General features: G+C 53.8%; 13 protein-coding genes. 9 read left to right on the top strand and 4 right to left on the bottom strand.

Translation table 11 applies throughout. The features are described 5' to 3' along the window. Positions 1–161: 161 nt before the first annotated feature. Both K9G39_RS04460 and truA read right to left on the bottom strand, forming a co-directional pair. Positions 162–1,979 carry a LysM peptidoglycan-binding domain-containing protein gene (locus K9G39_RS04460; protein WP_292003734.1) on the bottom strand — a complete coding sequence of 606 codons (1,818 nt, stop codon included), beginning with the start codon at positions 1,977–1,979 and terminating at the stop codon, positions 162–164. A gap of 204 nt (positions 1,980–2,183) precedes the next feature. Further along, on the bottom strand, positions 2,184–2,918 hold the full coding sequence (truA, locus tag K9G39_RS04455) for a tRNA pseudouridine(38-40) synthase TruA (RefSeq protein ID WP_292003733.1): 735 nt from the start codon (positions 2,916–2,918) through the stop codon (positions 2,184–2,186). Between the two features lie 138 nt (positions 2,919–3,056). Between truA and K9G39_RS04450 the strand changes: the two genes are divergently transcribed. The 8 genes from K9G39_RS04450 (at position 3,057) to cfa (K9G39_RS04415) (ending at position 12,674) form a co-directional block, all read left to right on the top strand. Next, positions 3,057–4,970, top strand: a complete 1,914-nt coding sequence (locus K9G39_RS04450; RefSeq protein ID WP_292003732.1) for an alpha-amylase — start codon at positions 3,057–3,059, stop codon at positions 4,968–4,970. A 57-nt stretch (positions 4,971–5,027) separates the two neighbouring features. After that, entirely contained in the window at positions 5,028–5,939 is a 912-nt protein-coding gene (locus tag K9G39_RS04445; RefSeq protein ID WP_292003731.1) for a PfkB family carbohydrate kinase, read from the top strand. A 79-nt stretch (positions 5,940–6,018) separates the two neighbouring features. Continuing rightward, the gene (locus tag K9G39_RS04440) at positions 6,019–7,785 is read left to right on the top strand and encodes a sodium:solute symporter family protein (RefSeq protein ID WP_292003730.1); all 1,767 of its coding nucleotides are present in this window, start codon (positions 6,019–6,021) and stop codon (positions 7,783–7,785) included. 7 nt (positions 7,786–7,792) lie between these two features. Continuing rightward, the gene (locus K9G39_RS04435) at positions 7,793–8,380 is read left to right on the top strand and encodes a Maf family protein (protein WP_292003729.1); all 588 of its coding nucleotides are present in this window, start codon (positions 7,793–7,795) and stop codon (positions 8,378–8,380) included. An 11-nt stretch (positions 8,381–8,391) separates the two neighbouring features. Continuing rightward, a complete protein-coding gene (gene miaA, locus K9G39_RS04430; protein ID WP_292003728.1) occupies positions 8,392–9,348 on the top strand; it encodes a tRNA (adenosine(37)-N6)-dimethylallyltransferase MiaA in 957 nt (318 codons plus the stop codon). Positions 9,349–9,485: 137 nt separating this feature from the next. Further along, positions 9,486–10,100 carry an STAS domain-containing protein gene (locus K9G39_RS04425; protein ID WP_292003727.1) on the top strand — a complete coding sequence of 205 codons (615 nt, stop codon included), beginning with the start codon at positions 9,486–9,488 and terminating at the stop codon, positions 10,098–10,100. Positions 10,101–10,317: 217 nt separating this feature from the next. Beyond that, positions 10,318–11,436 carry a cyclopropane fatty acyl phospholipid synthase gene (cfa, locus tag K9G39_RS04420; protein ID WP_292003726.1) on the top strand — a complete coding sequence of 373 codons (1,119 nt, stop codon included), beginning with the start codon at positions 10,318–10,320 and terminating at the stop codon, positions 11,434–11,436. A 74-nt stretch (positions 11,437–11,510) separates the two neighbouring features. Further along, positions 11,511–12,674, top strand: a complete 1,164-nt coding sequence (cfa, locus tag K9G39_RS04415) for a cyclopropane fatty acyl phospholipid synthase (protein WP_292003725.1) — start codon at positions 11,511–11,513, stop codon at positions 12,672–12,674. A 19-nt stretch (positions 12,675–12,693) separates the two neighbouring features. Here the strand turns inward: cfa (K9G39_RS04415) and K9G39_RS04410 are convergent, their stop codons facing one another. Then, the gene (locus K9G39_RS04410; RefSeq protein ID WP_292003724.1) at positions 12,694–13,917 is read right to left on the bottom strand and encodes a DUF1343 domain-containing protein; all 1,224 of its coding nucleotides are present in this window, start codon (positions 13,915–13,917) and stop codon (positions 12,694–12,696) included. Positions 13,918–14,347: 430 nt separating this feature from the next. Between K9G39_RS04410 and K9G39_RS04405 the strand changes: the two genes are divergently transcribed. Then, the gene (locus tag K9G39_RS04405; RefSeq protein WP_292003723.1) at positions 14,348–14,941 is read left to right on the top strand and encodes a YdcF family protein; all 594 of its coding nucleotides are present in this window, start codon (positions 14,348–14,350) and stop codon (positions 14,939–14,941) included. Positions 14,942–15,010: 69 nt separating this feature from the next. Here the strand turns inward: K9G39_RS04405 and K9G39_RS04400 are convergent, their stop codons facing one another. Further along, positions 15,011–15,664 carry an undecaprenyl diphosphate synthase family protein gene (locus tag K9G39_RS04400; protein WP_292003722.1) on the bottom strand — a complete coding sequence of 218 codons (654 nt, stop codon included), beginning with the start codon at positions 15,662–15,664 and terminating at the stop codon, positions 15,011–15,013. Positions 15,665–15,691 lie beyond the last annotated feature (27 nt).

The following is a 15,691-nucleotide window of genomic DNA, read 5'->3' as shown; positions in this document are numbered from 1 at the left end:
AATTCCGACAAACCACCCTTTTCCGTCAGTTAAGCAACCCGAAAAGGCTTAAGATAACAAAATTCTTGTTTAAAGGAACATGAGACCGGAACAATTAACACCCTGAAAAAAAAGCCGTCAAAAGCATAAATACCTTGCCGGAACGGAAGAGTAAAACCCTCTCAGCGCGAAGCCACCCTGAGTTTCTGACCAGGCTGAATTGCTCTCTTTTTTCCGATGCCGTTCCATTCCGCAAGGTCGCCGACACTGACTCCGTAACGATCGGCGATCGAGGAGAGTGTGTCGCCCTTCCTGACCTTGTGGTATTTCGCCTTCCCTGCCACAGTTCTCCGGGAAGAGGCTTTTCCTGCAGAGGAACCACTGACTCTCAGCTTCTGACCCGGAGCAATATTCATTTTGCCTTTCAGTCCGTTGAGAGCCCCAAGCTCCTCGACACTCACTCCGTACCGACGGGCTATCGAGGCGACCGTCTCTCCCCGTTCAACCCGATGCATCTCGATTTTTTCCTTCTTCCGTTCAGGCTTCCTCGCCGCCGGCGGTTCTTTGACCGCAACCGGAGCGGACAGGGAAGAGGGCTCAGGCGAAGCGGGAACGGATACCTGAACAGGCGTCTGGGGCTGGTTCATAACAGGAACAGGAACCTGTGCCGCTGCAACCTTTTCAGCACCCCCGTTTCCGGCAAAAACAACAAGCTGCTGACCAGGAACAAGAGCGGTACTTTTCAGATTGTTCCAGCGGATGATTTCGCTCGGCTCGCAACGGTAAAAACGGGCAATCATGCCGATATCCTGACCCGGACGGACAAAATGCACCTTGCGAACCTGACCTTCCGGAGTTGTCTGGCTGACAGCAGCAGGAGCGGAAGCTTCGATACTCTGCACCCTGGCAAGCAGCTGTTCGCGTTCGAGTACGCGTTTCGACTTGTATGCATAGATCTCCTTTTCACGACGCTGGAACTGGGAAACAAACCTCCGGGGAAGCCTGATCACATTCGGCGTGTAATCGGCAGCGGGTATGATACCGAGCTTGTACTGGGGATTGAGAAACTCCAGGTCCTGCATGGAGATACCGATAGTCTCATTGATCTGTTCGAAGGAGAGCATCTTCGATACCCTGAGCGTATCGACATCCTGATAGAGATATCCGGGTTCGACCGGACGGATATTATGTTCCCTGTAATAATTCATGATATAGTTCACCGCAATGAACGCCGGAACATATCCTCTTGTCTCTGCCGGAAGGTAGTCCCAGATAGCCCAGTAGTCCTTTGCGCCGCCTGCCCTTCTTATCGCCTTGTTGACGTTGCCTGGTCCGGAGTTGTAGGCAGCAAGGGCGAGGAACCAGTCGCCGTATATTTTATAGAGGTCGCGAAGATGCCGGCTTGCTGCAAGGGTCGCCTTGTAGGGATCGTAGCGGTCTTCGATAAACGACGAAGATTCGAGACCATACATCTTTCCGGTACCGTACATGAACTGCCACAATCCTTTCGCACCGGCCCGGGAAACTGCCGTCGGGTTCAGAGCCGACTCGACAATAGCGAGATACTTCATTTCCAGAGGAACGTTGTACTTGTCGAGATGCTCTTCGAAAAGGGGAAAATACAATTTTGAAAGACCGAGAATCTTGGCCGTACTGTTCCGTTTGTCAACAGCGTAAACCCTGATAAAACCCCTTACGTGCTCGTTATAGACAAGTTTGAAGGGTGTTTTACGGTCAAGGGCGGCAATTCGCGAGGCATAGACCGAATCGCTGAACTGCGGAACGAAGTGGGAGGTGAAAGCGCCCCGATCGGGCATTTTCGATGACGGAGAAAAATACTCGTCCTTGAAATAGGTCGCATAGACGAGGCTGTCGAGAATTTCCGCTACCGATGATTTGTCGGAGCGTGAGTCTCCGGCAAACGCCGGGTGAACGGAATTATGAACAAACAGCAATAAAAAGAGAAGCGTACCTACTCTATGGAAAAAACTGATTTTCACAGGAAATCCGGTATTAGGGGGGGATTAGAAAAAAATTCCATATCGGCAACAATACTCTTGTAAGAGGAACCGCTGTTTGGCAGCTCCTGGCGTTTCGAGGACGAGACAGAAGGAGCTCGCAGCAGATCAACAGCTATCCCCTGAAAAGTAAACATAAAAACAGTTCATGATTATTACAATAAATATCGGGGTATTTATACCCGATCAGTAGGTAACGTCCCACAAAAAAAGTCCGTTCGGTGCCGCCGGAACCTGCGGCACCCGATGCGGCACTCCGGATTCGAGAACTGCCCCGAACTCTTCCGGAGAGACGACTCCCCTGCCGACAGCAATCATCGCACCAACCAGATACCGTACCATGGAACGCAGAAAACGGTTTGCCCGTATCCGGAAAACCAGTGTGCCGTTCTCCCGCAGCCATTCACATTCCGTTATCCGGCACAAAAGGTCATCCTTGCCGGACGGCTCCCTGGAAAAAACGCGGAAGTCATGCACACCGGGAAGAAAGTCCGCGGCTCTCTGCATGGCCGCAAGATCGAGCACCCCGTTCGAACAGCCGGTAAAGCGGTAGCGTAAGGCTGAAGGCCGCTCGAGCAGAAAATACCGGTACTCCCGCTCTCTGGCACTGAAGCGCGTATGAAAATCGGGCGCAGCGACCTGTGGGTTGCTAACCCTGATTACAGAAGGAAGCAGCGCATTGCATGCGTGGGCCATCCGTGAAAGCTCCATTGCTGAGCAGGTCAAAAAGTTAACCACCTGCATCCGGGCATGCACCCCGCTGTCGGTTCTTCCTGCTGCCGTAAGCGCGATACTCTCCTGAAGAATCCGGGAGAGCACCCGTTCCAGCTCCCCCTGAACCGTAGGAATCACTTCGGACTGACGCTGCCAGCCGCAATAATCCGTTCCGTCATATTCAACATCCAGCCTTATGTTCTTCATAAAAGGGAAATCGCTATCTTAAGAGCGCCGCTGTCGGGGCGTGGGCGTGTAACATATATAATACAATTGCATGTGGCGCCCTTCCGTTTCTTTTCAAAAATGACAGGGGTTGGAAAACCCTTAAAGATAATACTACCTGTGCAGAGTACCCATCTCGAAACGCTCTTCGATCTCCTGCAGAAGCTCCCCTCCCTGCCTGAAGATCAGCCTTACTACATTCCGCAACTCTGGACCGGCAACCTCCAGGGGAGCGTCGCCGTGCAGCCGGGCACCTACTATGCCGGCATCATCGAGAGGATACTCGACCATCCGCAATCTCCCTCCGGAACTGAAAATGACCACCTGTGGAGCCGATCGGCAGTTGTCTACAACATGTTCGTCCGCCTGACCACGGCTTTCGATCACGACCTCGACCAGACCGTAAGTCCCGAACCGCTTGCCTGCGGCTTCAGGGAGACAGGAACACTCCTGAAAGCAATTGCACTGCTCCCCTATATCAGTTCCCTCGGAGCCAACACCGTCTATCTTCTGCCGCTGACCTCCATCGGCAAGGCAAACAGAAAAGGAAACCTCGGCTCTCCCTACGCCGTCAAGGACCCGATGGAAATCGATCCCATGCTCGATGAACCTGCGCTCGGGCTTACGTCGGATTTTCTCCTGAAGGCTTTTGTCGAAGCTGCTCACCTGCTTGGCATGAGGGTTGTCTTCGAATTCGTTTTCAGAACTGCAGCCATCGACAGCCGGTGGGTGAAAAGCCATCCTTCTTGGTTTTACTGGCTTTCCGGAACCGCAGACGGAAACCGATACGGACCTCCGGTTTTCGACACCGACACCCTGAACTCCATTTATGAAAAGGTTGACAAACATGACCTCTGTAACCTTCCGGCACCATCGCCCGAGTACACCGGCATGTTCGTTCCCGCTCCGGTATCCGTGGAAGAGCAGAGCGGAGCGATCGAGGGTAACGGCGAAAACGGAGAGCCCTGCCATGTAGCCAGCGCCTTTTCAGACTGGCCGCCCGACGACCGACAGCCGCCATGGACCGATGTCACCTATCTGAAAATGCACAACCATCCGAGCTTCAATTACATCGCCTACAACACCATCAGGATGTACGACACGGCCCTCGACAACCCTGAAACCTTCAATCGTGAACTCTGGGATACCGTTCTTTCGATCATCCCCCGCTATCAGGAAACCTTCGGTATCGACGGAGCCATGATGGATATGGGCCATGCCCTCCCTGGCCAGCTCAAGCGGATGGTTGTGGAATCGGCAAGAAAAAACAGGCCCGACTTCGCTTTCTGGGATGAAAACTTCGATCCCACACCCGAAGTGCGCGATGAAGGGTTCGATGCGGTATTCGGCTCCCTGCCCTTTGTCGTTCACGACACGGTGTTCATCAGGGGCCTCCTGAACTACCTCAATAAAACCGGCATTGCACTCCCCTTTTTCGGAACCGGTGAAAACCACAACACCCCGAGGGTATGCCACCGCTGGCCCGGCATGGAAACCGGCCGAAACCGTGCGCTTTTCGTTTTCACGCTCAGTGCAATTCTTCCCTCCATACCGTTCCTTCACTCGGGTATGGAAATCTGCGAATGGCACCCGGTCAACCTCGGTCTGAATTTCGAGGACAGCGACAGGACACGCTTCCCGGCAGAAAAACTGCCCCTTTTCAGCACGTTCAGCTTCGACTGGCAGAAAACCAACAACCTCGACCCCCTCAACGGGTATATCAGGAACATCCTCGCCATCCGCAGCCGGTATACGGAACTCATCGGGTGCGGCGATAAAGGATCGATAGTGCTCCCTTATGTCACCGAACCCGATCTTTTCGCAGTGCTGCGTAAAAACGGAAAACAGTCGCTGCTCTTCATCGGCAACAGCAACGGCGAGCAGCCGAAAACCGGCACCATCGAGTTCTCGTTCGGAGACGAAACGCTCTTCGAACTGATTGCAGGCGAGAACCACAAGGTATCGGACCATAAACTCACCGTTTCCTGCAAACCGGGGCAATGCATGCTTTTTGAACTCCCCCAACAGAATTGAATCCTGAATTCATTATCTTTGAACTTTTATCGTCAACCCTGAAAAACACTTACCATCATGTCAATTCTCGTCGTCGGATCCCTTGCATTTGATGATATCGAAACCCCCTTCGGCAACTCCCCCGATACCCTTGGAGGGTCATCAACCTACATCGCTCTTTCGGCAAGCTACTTCACCGACGACATCAATATGGTGGGCGTGGTCGGTGCCGATTTCACCGATGAGCACTTCAACCTGCTCCACTCCAGAAACATCGACACCAAAGGCATCCAGAAGGTCGATAACGGCAAAACCTTCCGCTGGGCAGGCCGCTACCATTACGATATGAACACCCGCGACACGCTCGACACCCAGCTCAACGTCTTTGCCGATTTCGATCCACATGTGCCGGAACAGTACCGGAAATCGGAGTTCGTCTGCCTCGGCAACATCGATCCGGAACTGCAGGTCAAGGTGCTCGACCAGATAACGGCTCCGAAAATGGTCATCTGCGACACCATGAACTTCTGGATCGAGGGCAAACCCGAAGAACTGAAAAAAACCCTTGAGCGCGTCGATATCTTCATCATCAACGACAGTGAGGCCCGCATTCTCAGCGGCGATCCCAACCTTGTGAAATCGGCGAGAATCATCCGCGCGATGGGCCCGAAAATCCTGATCATCAAAAAAGGCGAACACGGAGCCCTGCTCTTCACCGACAACGGCATCTTCGCCGCACCCGCATACCCGCTTGAATCCATCTACGATCCGACCGGAGCCGGCGACACCTTTGCCGGAGGCTTTATCGGCCACCTCTCGCGCTGCGAAGCCGTCACCGATCTCGAACTGCGCAAGGGGGTACTCTACGGCAGCGCCATGGCAAGCTTCTGCGTCGAAAAATTCGGCACCGATCGCCTTAACGCTCTCGACCTTCTGGAAATCGAGGACCGATACCAGAGTTTTCTTGATCTTTCGAGAATCGAGGGGTGAAGTGTCTTCGGAGAACCGATGACAACAGCGGGCGGCGGCGTATGCGCCGTCCTGCAGAATATAACCGCCGAAAACACCTATGGAACAGTTCACCGTTCTCGACTACGCGTTCATTGCCGGCTACCTGATTCTGACGCTGGCAATCGGCCTGATGTTTTCTTCGCGAGCATCGGAAAATGTCGGAGAGTTCTTCCTTTCCGGCCGCAAACTTCCCTGGTGGCTCGCAGGAACAGGGATGGTGGCAACCACGTTTGCCGCCGACACTCCTCTGGCTGTGGCAGGGTTCGTGGCCAAAAACGGTATTGCCGGCAACTGGGTATGGTGGACCTTCGTCTCGGGTGGCATGCTTACGGTCTTTTTCTTTGCCCGTCTCTGGCGGCGTGCCAACATCATGACCGACCTCGAATTCATAGAACTTCGCTACAGCGGCAAGGCTGCAGCATTTCTCCGGGGGTTCAAGGCACTCTATTTCGGCCTTTTCATCAATGCGGTCATCATCGGCTGGGTCAATCTCGCCATGTTCAAGATCATCCGCATCATGATGCCTGAACTGAACCCCGAACTCACCATCGTGGCGCTTGTAGTCCTGACCACCCTCTATTCCGGACTTTCCGGCCTCTGGGGCGTCTCGGTCACCGACGCCGTACAGTTTCTCATCGCCATGGCCGGCTGCATCATTCTGGCGGTTCTTGCCATGCAGCACCCTTCCGTCGCCGCCGCAGGAGGACTCAAGGGCGCACTTCCGGCATGGATGTTCGATTTTTTCCCGGCTATCTCCTCGTCCGCCGACTCACCCTCCATCGGACAAGGGGCATTCGCCCTGCCCTTTGCCTCATTTGCCGCCATGGCTTTTGTCCAGTGGTGGGCCTCCTGGTATCCGGGGGCGGAACCGGGAGGGGGCGGCTACATCGCCCAGCGCATGATGAGCGCAAAGGATGAAAAGCATTCGCTCCTGGCAACCCTCTGGTTCACCATCGCCCATTACGCCATAAGACCCTGGCCGTGGATCATTGTGGGACTGGCAAGCCTCGTCATGTTTCCGGACCTGCCGGCAGCCGAAAAGGAGGACGGGTTTGTCCATGTCATGAGAGCAATCCTTCCGCCCGGCCTGAAAGGATTGCTTGTCGCGGCATTTCTGGCCGCTTACATGTCGACCCTCGCCACGCACCTGAACTGGGGGACGAGCTACCTCATCAACGACTTCTACAAACGCTTCATCAGGCAGGAAGCCGATGCGAAACACTACGTCAGGGTATCGAAGGCCGTCACCGTGCTTACAGCGATCTTTGCACTCTACATAACCTTCTTCGTGCTCGAAACCATAACCGGGGCATGGGAATTCATCATCCAGTGCGGAGCCGGAACCGGCTTTGTGCTGATCATGCGCTGGTTCTGGTGGCGCCTGAACGCCTGGAGCGAAATCACCTCCATGGTTGCGCCATTCGCCGCATACAGCTGGCTGCACTTCATGACCGGCATCACCTTTCCGGTTTCGATTTTCATCATCGTCCTGTTCACCATATCGGCAACACTTCTGGTTACCTTTCTCACCCCACCAACCGAAGAGAAAACCCTCCAATCATTTTACCGAACAACGCGAGTCGGCGGAGTGTTCTGGAAAAAAATATCCGACACCATGCCCGATGTGGAATCCGACAAAGGATTCGCACGGCTTTTCGCCGACTGGTTCCTCGGCATCGTCCTGGTTTACTCGGCACTCTTCGGAACGGGAAAACTCATTTTCGGCGAACCCTTGCCGGCAGCGCTCTATTTCCTTGCTGCGGCGGTTTCCGGCTGGCTCATCTACATCGACATGAACCGGAGAGGCTGGAACAACCTGCAGTAACATGGCGATGGAAACACCCTTACTCATTCTGGCATCACAGTCTCCGAGACGCAAGGAGCTGCTTTCGCTGCTCGGCATGCGCTTCCGAACCCTGCCGGTCGATACCGAAGAAAGGTTCGATCCATCGAAAACCATCGAGGAGAATGTTGCCGCCGTAGCGCTGGAGAAAGCCGAAGCCGCATGGAAAATGCTGCACGATCCGCATGAGCGGGTAACGGTGATCGGCGCCGATACCGTTGTGGCTCTCAATGGGGAGATGCTCGGCAAACCCGACGGCTACAACAACGCCTTCAGCATGCTGCAAAGCCTGCAGAACAAAACCCATAAGGTTCATACCGGCTTCGCCCTGCTCTCTTCAGCCGGCGCCTACAGCGAATGCGTGACAACCAGTGTGGAATTCGAGCCGATGAACGACCGCGAAATCGCCGGCTATCTCGATCTGGTCAAGCCCTTCGACAAAGCCGGATCATACGGCATCCAGGATCCTCTCATGGCCTGTTATGTACGCCGGATCGAGGGGTGCTACTACAATGTTGTCGGCTTACCTGTTTCGCGCCTCTGCCTCGCCCTGAAGCGCATTTTCCCGGAAATCTGAATCCGGCTGCGATGTCATCCACTCAACCACAAAAACCGGTGCTGGTAATTCTGGGACCGACGGCTTCAGGAAAAACCTCCCTGGCACTGAATGTCGCCCGACGACTCGATGCCGAAATCATCTCCGCCGATTCCCGGCAAATCTACCGCGAGCTCACCATCGGTTCTGCAAAACCTCCCGAAAAGGAACTGCACGAAATCCCTCACCATTTCATCGATGAAAAAAACATCGGCGAATCCTTCACAGCGGGCGATTTTGCCGTTGAAGCGCAACAAAGAATCCTCGATATTCACCTTCGGGGAAAACGGGCAATCGTCGCCGGAGGTTCGACACTCTATCTCGAAGGACTCATCAGGGGCTTTGCCGACCTGCCTCCCGGTGATCCTGAAATCCGCGGAAAACTCTCCAGGGAGCTCGGCTCCCTCGGCAGCGAAAAGCTCTTCGAACGACTGAAAACGCTCGATCCCGTTCAGGCGGAGAGCCTCGATCCAACCAAAACCCGGCGACTTATCCGCAGTCTTGAAATTATCGCAATCACCGGACGTACCGTTACCGAGCTGCAGCAAACAAGGAAAGCCCCTGCCATCACCTTCCTCTCATACGGCCTCTCGATACCGCGCGCCATGCTCTACGAACGAATCGACGGAAGGGTCGATGAAATGATCCAGGCCGGACTGGTCGATGAAGCTGAATTATTGTATAAAAAGTATTATTCTCTCCTGAGGGAGGAAAAAGCCGACGCCCTGAAAACGGTAGGTTATCAGGAACTTTTCGATTACTTTGAAGGCCGAACGACTCTCGAAATTGCGGTTACGCTTATAAAACAGCATACCCGCAATTATGCAAAACGCCAGTTGACTTTTTTTAAAAATAGGCTTAATGTTAACTGGGTGGACGCTTCCGGAGATCCTGCTGCTATGGCGGCCCTTATCGAGGCCTGCTGCAGGGCGCCCGAAACACCATCCTGAACCACCGCACCACTTTCGTTCAGCTGCAACGCTCCGTTCCCGGCTGAACCTGACCGGAGGAGGCAGAAAACTGCCCCGTGATCGACAAAGGCTGCAGAGAGAACCGCTCTCTTCAAGACCTAACCAGAAGTACTGCCATGAAAAACTCGGTATCATCCCGCAAGGAGTTGACCATTCTGAAGATCGAGGAAGAAGTGTTCGATTTCCGGCACTCCAGCTGTTTCCGTCAAACCATTGAAGAACTCCTGCAGCACGAAAACAGCCGCAACCTCATCATCGATCTCTCCCAGGTCAAAGCCATCGACTCGAGCGGCATAAGCTCCATGCTCATTGCGCACCAGCTTTCGAACCAGAGTCAGGGGCTTGCGATCTTCGTCTCGCTCTGTCAGCAGATCAAGGACCTTCTCAAACTCACCAATCTCGACAAGCAGCTCTACATTTTCTCCTCCATCAACGAGGTCATGACCCTGATCGAACCCGCCATGAAAAACAAGCGGGGCAGCAGAGGCAAGGCGCATGTCCACGTCGATGAGGTTATCGACGACATCTGTGACGAAATAGTTTTGCTCGATGAGGTGATCCTCCCGGAGGACTCCATCGAGGAGGATCTTGCCGAAGAGGTGCATGACGGAGCTGATGTCGCCGAACGCGATCCCGATCAGGAAAGCTGCTGTTCCCAGAAAAAACGGGGGCGTCCGAAAAAAAACGAATCCACAGGAAAACCCAAAACAGGAAAAAAAAGCGCCGGCTGACCGATCACCGGAATCCCCCCTGCCCGATCAGAAAAAGTACTTTCGGCAGCATCCGCACACAAAACGTATCCCGCATCCCTTTATCCCCCTTCCGCTGAAAAGCACCCACTCCATTGGTAAATGAACTTTTTCACGGACTTTAACCGTTAAAGCTGACATATTCCCGTTCAGTACCGTCACATTGTCCAATATTCGTACAAGCGTACTCATTGCACTCATGGCGGAATCTTTTTTCAGGCGCAAGCTCCAAAGCCTTCTGGAAAGCGCGGGTATTCTTGTAGACGGCCCGAACCCCTGGGACATCCAGGTCCATGACGAGCGCTTCTATAAAAGAGTGCTTACCGAAGCCCATCTCGGAACAGGAGAGTCCTACATGGACGGATGGTGGGACTGCCCCGCCCTCGACGAATTTTTCTACCGTGTGCTTCGCAACGGTCTCGACAGACAGGTATCCGCAATGCCCCGTTTCATCGGCTCGATTCTCGGCAAGGCGGTAAACCTTCAAAACCCTGCAAGATCGTTCACCGTCGGCCAAACCCATTACAATATCGGCAACGACCTTTACCGGGTCATGCTCGACAAACGCATGATCTACAGCTGCGGTTACTGGAAAAACGTCCGCGACCTCGACGAGGCGCAGGAACGGAAGCTTCGTCTGGTATTCGGCAAACTCAGGCCGGAACCGGGCATGCACCTGCTCGATATCGGCTGCGGATGGGGAGGAGCCGCCAGGTTCGCCGCCGAAGAGTACGGAGTCAGGGTAACCGGCATCACCATATCGAGTGAACAGGAAAAACTCGCCAGAGAGCATTGCCGTGGCCTGCCGGTCGACATCAGGCTCATGGACTATCGGGCTCTCTCGGGAACCTACGACCGAATCTACTCCATAGGCATGTTCGAGCATGTGGGCCATAAAAACTACCGGACTTTCTTTCAGACCGTCCGCCGGGCGCTGGCGCCTGACGGCCTCTTTCTGCTGCACACCATCGGCAGCAACCGTACCGGCACCAATACCGACAAATGGACAAGCCGGTATATTTTTCCGAACTCCATGCTTCCGTCGGCCAACCATATCACCAGGGCCTCGGAAGGGCTTCTGGTGCTCGAAGACTGGCACGCATTCGGACACGACTACTCGATTACCCTGAAAGCCTGGAACGACAATATCGAACAGCACCGCCAGGCTCTCGGCAACGCATACGATGAACGGTTTTTCAGAATGTGGCGATACTATCTGCTCAGTGCCGCCGGCTCCTTCAGAGCCCGTCACGTGCAGCTCTGGCAGACTTTATACTCCCATAGCGGCATTGAAGGGCCGTTTGAAGTCCCCCGATAGACCCGAATTGTTGCACGGGGCGGAACCACTCCTGTTGTTTCTGTAAAAGGACAATCGATAACAATCCGTCAGCCATGGAATATCCATTGAACTCCATTCAGACACAGCATCGCACAGCAATGCTTGACAGCTTTTTTAAAAAGCAGCTTGAACTCATTTTCAATAACGCAGACATCCGTATCGACGGCAACAGGCCATGGGACATTCATGTCCATGACATCCGTTTTTTCCGTAGGGTAATCACGCAGGGAAGTCTGGGCCTTGGCGAGTCATACATGGAAGGATGGTGGGAGTGCGATGACCTCGAGGAGTTCTTTTTCCGCCTTCTCTCGGCTAAATGCGACAGAAAAGTCGTTACCCCCGAATGGTTGATCGGCAGATTGATCGGCAAAACCTGCAATCTCCAGCAACCTTCAAGAGCCTTTACGGTCGGAGAACATCATTACAATACAGGAAACGACCTGTTTAAATGCATGCTCGACAAACAGATGATCTACAGCTGCGGCTACTGGAAAGACGCAAATACCCTTGATGAGGCGCAGCAAAAAAAACTCCGCCTGGTCTTCGACAAACTCGGTCTCAGGGAAGGCATGAAGGTTCTCGACATCGGATGCGGCTGGGGGGGAGCGGCCGGATTCGCAGCTGAACACTATAACGTTTCCGTAACGGCGATAACGGTATCGTCCGAACAGGCCGCATTGGCCAGAGAACGATGCGCAGGACTGCCTGTCGCTATCGAGCTGTGCGACTACCGCAAACTGCAGGGAATGTTCGACAGAATATACTCGATAGGCATGTTCGAGCATGTCGGGTACAAAAACTATCGTACCTATTTCGAACTGGTCAGCCGTTGTCTCAAACCTGACGGGCTGACCCTGCTGCACTCCATAGGAGGAAACACGCCCACCACCAATGGCGATCCCTGGAGCTGCAAATACATCTTTCCGAACTCCATGCTTCCGAGTGCAAGCCAGATCACCGAAAACTATGAAGGACTCTTCAAGCTCGAAGACTGGCACGTTTTCAGCTACGACTACTCGCTGACGCTCCAGGCCTGGCATGAAAACGTCGAAAAACACTGGCAGCAGCTGCAATCCCGCTACAGTGAAACGTTTCACCGCATGTGGCGATACTACCTGCTCAGCTTTTCGGGAGCTTTCAGGGCGCGCACCATCGAGCTCTGGCAGATTCTGCTTTCAAAACAGGGTGTCATGGGGGAATACCGCGTACCGCGCTGAACACGAAAAGCGAAAAACACTACGGTTCAGGATAGATAAAACGTGCAGGATGCATTCGCCCGAACTCCCGCACATCCTTGCGGCTTGCCTCCAGAATAACCTCGATAGGCAGTTGTTCAAGAATCATCTCCCGGTAGCGCGGTGTTCCGGCAAGGCGGTCAAAAAAAACACCGCCATCCTTCATCAGTCCCAGACTCGACGGATAGAGCTTTTGCAGAGAGAGAAGCAGTGCCGCAGAGGTGGAAAACGGGGAGAACCGCTTCCTGTCCGAAACCCTCAGCCTCAAACCGGAACACTCTTCATTCCTGAATTTTCCGGACTTCGGAATAAACCGGACGGGAAAAAACTCAACACCCGGCAAGCGGAAGGCCTGAAGCTCCTCCAGAAGTCCGGCCGAATCGATGAACGGAGCGCCGAACTGCAGGAAAGGTGCGTCGGTTCCCCGGCCTTCGCTCACCACCGTGGCTTCGAGCATAACCGTTGCAGGATAGACAATCGCCGTCTCGACGTTCCTGATATTGGGAGAGGGACTCACAAAAGCGAACCCCGGAAGTTCGTCGCCGAACAGCTCCCTCCGGTATCCCTCCATCTTCACCACCTGAAGATCCAGCTTCGGAAAACGGCTCTTTTTCAGCAGCATGGCGATTTCGCCAACGGTCATGGCATGCAGAAACGGCACCTCGACAGCCCCTACAAATGATTCATACCCTTTCTCGAGCATGAACCCTTCCGGCGCAAGCGGAGAGAGCGGGTTGGGGCGGTCGAGCACCATAAAGGCCGTTCCGGCCTCCATGCAGGCCTCCATGGCAAGCTTCATGGTAGAAATATAGGTGTAGCAGCGGGCGCCGACATCCTGAAGATCGAAAAGCACGATATCGACGGTTTTCAGGAGAACAGCATCGGGTTTTTTCGATGATCCGTACAGGGAGTAGACCCTGAGGCTGTCTCCGATCAGCGTCCCCGCGGCTTTTTTTCCAGCCTCGACATTCACGGCAAACCCATGCTCGGGTGCCATGACGAACTTCAGGTCTAAGGCGTTCCGGAGAAGCATCGCGTAATTGCTGGCGCCTGTCGAAGTGAGGCCTGAGGCATTGGTAATGAGCGCAACCTTTTTCCCCTGCAGTTCACGGCATCCCGAATCCTCAAGTGCATCGATCCCCATTCTGAACGCCGCCCCCTGAAGCGGGCGGGCTGCAACAATGCAGAAGAGCAACAGCAATGAAAAAATCCTGTATCTTTTCATAAATTTACAACTGGGAGCCACGACACGATTAAAGAGCATCTCCATTTATTGTCATGAGCGGTTCGAACGCACGTGGAAAAGCGGGAACGGAGCCGGAGAACCCGGAGTCTGGATTACTGTCCATGAGGATTTCCTGGCACCGGAAAACGGGGCAGTCGGATCATGGAATAAACAAAAAGAGCTGTCCCGAAACACTCCCCGGCATTCCAAGGTAACATTTGCCTGAAAAAAGAAAAAAGATGCCGAAATCAGGTAGCGCTTCCCGCCAGAAAAAAAGGAATTCATGTATTTCCGTTACCGATTTTTTTTGCATGATATCGTAAAAAATGCCATCATCAACAAGCTTTCAGTGCCGGATACCGGTAGTTACCGTCTCTGAACCAGGATAGCCCACAATGAATCGGCGCATGAGCGATTTCCCGAAGCACGCATGATAAAAGCCTTTTTCCATTTCATCACGTTCGTCCTGCTCTCTCTTGCATCCCTTGCAGGAGTAGTATTCCTTTGCCTCGGCTTTGTGGTGTCCTTCCCTGCGCAGGAACCCGAAAAGGCCGACGTCATTGTGGTACTTGGCGGCGACAGCGGTCTGAGGGTGGAAAAAGGGGCTGAGCTCTACAAGGAGGGATTTGCCCCCAAAGTGCTCCTGACCGGCATCGACGCCCGCTTTTACCGGCCCGGACACCCCAACTGGAGGGAACGCCGCATGAGAGCGCTCGGTGTTCCCAAAAAAGCCATCAAGGTCGATACGGAATCCGAAACCACATGGGAGGAGGCCGTAAACGCATCGGAAACCCTGCATAAAAACGGATGGAAGAGCGCCATCGTCGTAAGCGATCCGCCACACATGCTCAGGATTCACCAGACATGGAGCAGGGTGTTCGAAGGTTCATCGAAAAAAATCATCCTCGTCCCGACCGAGCCCGACTGGTGGAACACGCTCCTTTGGTGGAAAAACAAAACCAGCTACCGCTTCGTCATCAGCGAGATCAAGAAAAACGCCTACTACTACGCCGTCTACCTCTGATACCCGGCCGCTGCGCTCCTGAATGACGACTCTTCATGGCAGGCAAATCGTATACGACCGGAACCCCTTTCACTCCCCGTAATTTCTTTTGATCTCCCTGAACGATGCCACGATTTGACGAATCTCGTCGACTTCCACATCATTAAACATCTTTTCCAGAAAGTACAAACGGGCAAAACCACTCTGCATCGGCAGAAAATTGCTCAACAGATTCGCTCCGCCAGTTCTGACAACAAGGTCAAGGGGTGTTTTTACCCACAAACCCTTCAATACATCGCTACACGTTCCGGCATGCCTCGCCGCATCAAAAACCTCTTCTACCGGATTATAAGCGACACAAAGATTGATCCGCCCCCCCGAGTTCCCTGCCGTCATCTGTTTTACGCGTTCCAGAGCATCCCGCAAATAACCGGGAATGATGCCCATATTTCCGACCGGCACGACTTTCAGACCAAAAGATTCAGCGATACCGGCCAGTAACGTTTCTGAAAAGGACGCCCCTGCCCGGCAAAACGCATCGACCTCATCGCCGGTTCTTTTGAAATTCTGCTCGCTGGACAAATAAATGCTGATTTCATGAACGCCCTCTTCAAGAAAACAGATAATGACTTCCTTCATGACAGTCCCCGCAAGCATATAAGCTCCGGCCGGGGAAACGTTGTTTGTCAGCGCCCAGCGACGTGTTCCGTCAGGAATGATGCCTGCATGGAAAGGCCCCGACATACCGGGATGGAAAGAGTTCCGGTCATA

Origin of the sequence: Chlorobium sp. (assembly GCF_021740465.1) — a bacterium.
In the GTDB taxonomy this organism is placed as follows: Bacteria; Bacteroidota; Chlorobiia; order Chlorobiales; family Chlorobiaceae; genus Chlorobium.
Note: the sequence above shows the minus strand (reverse complement) of the source record. Positions and strands in the feature narration are given on the sequence as shown.

Bases quoted from the DNA above. Each gene is read 5' to 3' on its own strand.
- truA (WP_292003733.1), bottom strand. From the start codon at position 2,918: ATGAAGAACATAAGGCTGGATGTTGAATATGACGGAACGGATTATTGC.
- K9G39_RS04445 (WP_292003731.1), top strand. From the start codon at position 5,028: ATGTCAATTCTCGTCGTCGGATCCCTTGCATTTGATGATATCGAAACC.
- K9G39_RS04440 (WP_292003730.1), top strand. From the start codon at position 6,019: ATGGAACAGTTCACCGTTCTCGACTACGCGTTCATTGCCGGCTACCTG.
- K9G39_RS04435 (WP_292003729.1), top strand. From the start codon at position 7,793: ATGGAAACACCCTTACTCATTCTGGCATCACAGTCTCCGAGACGCAAG.
- miaA (WP_292003728.1), top strand. From the start codon at position 8,392: ATGTCATCCACTCAACCACAAAAACCGGTGCTGGTAATTCTGGGACCG.
- K9G39_RS04425 (WP_292003727.1), top strand. From the start codon at position 9,486: ATGAAAAACTCGGTATCATCCCGCAAGGAGTTGACCATTCTGAAGATC.
- cfa (WP_292003726.1), top strand. From the start codon at position 10,318: ATGGCGGAATCTTTTTTCAGGCGCAAGCTCCAAAGCCTTCTGGAAAGC.
- cfa (WP_292003725.1), top strand. From the start codon at position 11,511: ATGGAATATCCATTGAACTCCATTCAGACACAGCATCGCACAGCAATG.
- K9G39_RS04410 (WP_292003724.1), bottom strand. From the start codon at position 13,917: ATGAAAAGATACAGGATTTTTTCATTGCTGTTGCTCTTCTGCATTGTT.
- K9G39_RS04405 (WP_292003723.1), top strand. From the start codon at position 14,348: ATGATAAAAGCCTTTTTCCATTTCATCACGTTCGTCCTGCTCTCTCTT.
- K9G39_RS04400 (WP_292003722.1), bottom strand. From the start codon at position 15,664: ATGTCGGGGCCTTTCCATGCAGGCATCATTCCTGACGGAACACGTCGC.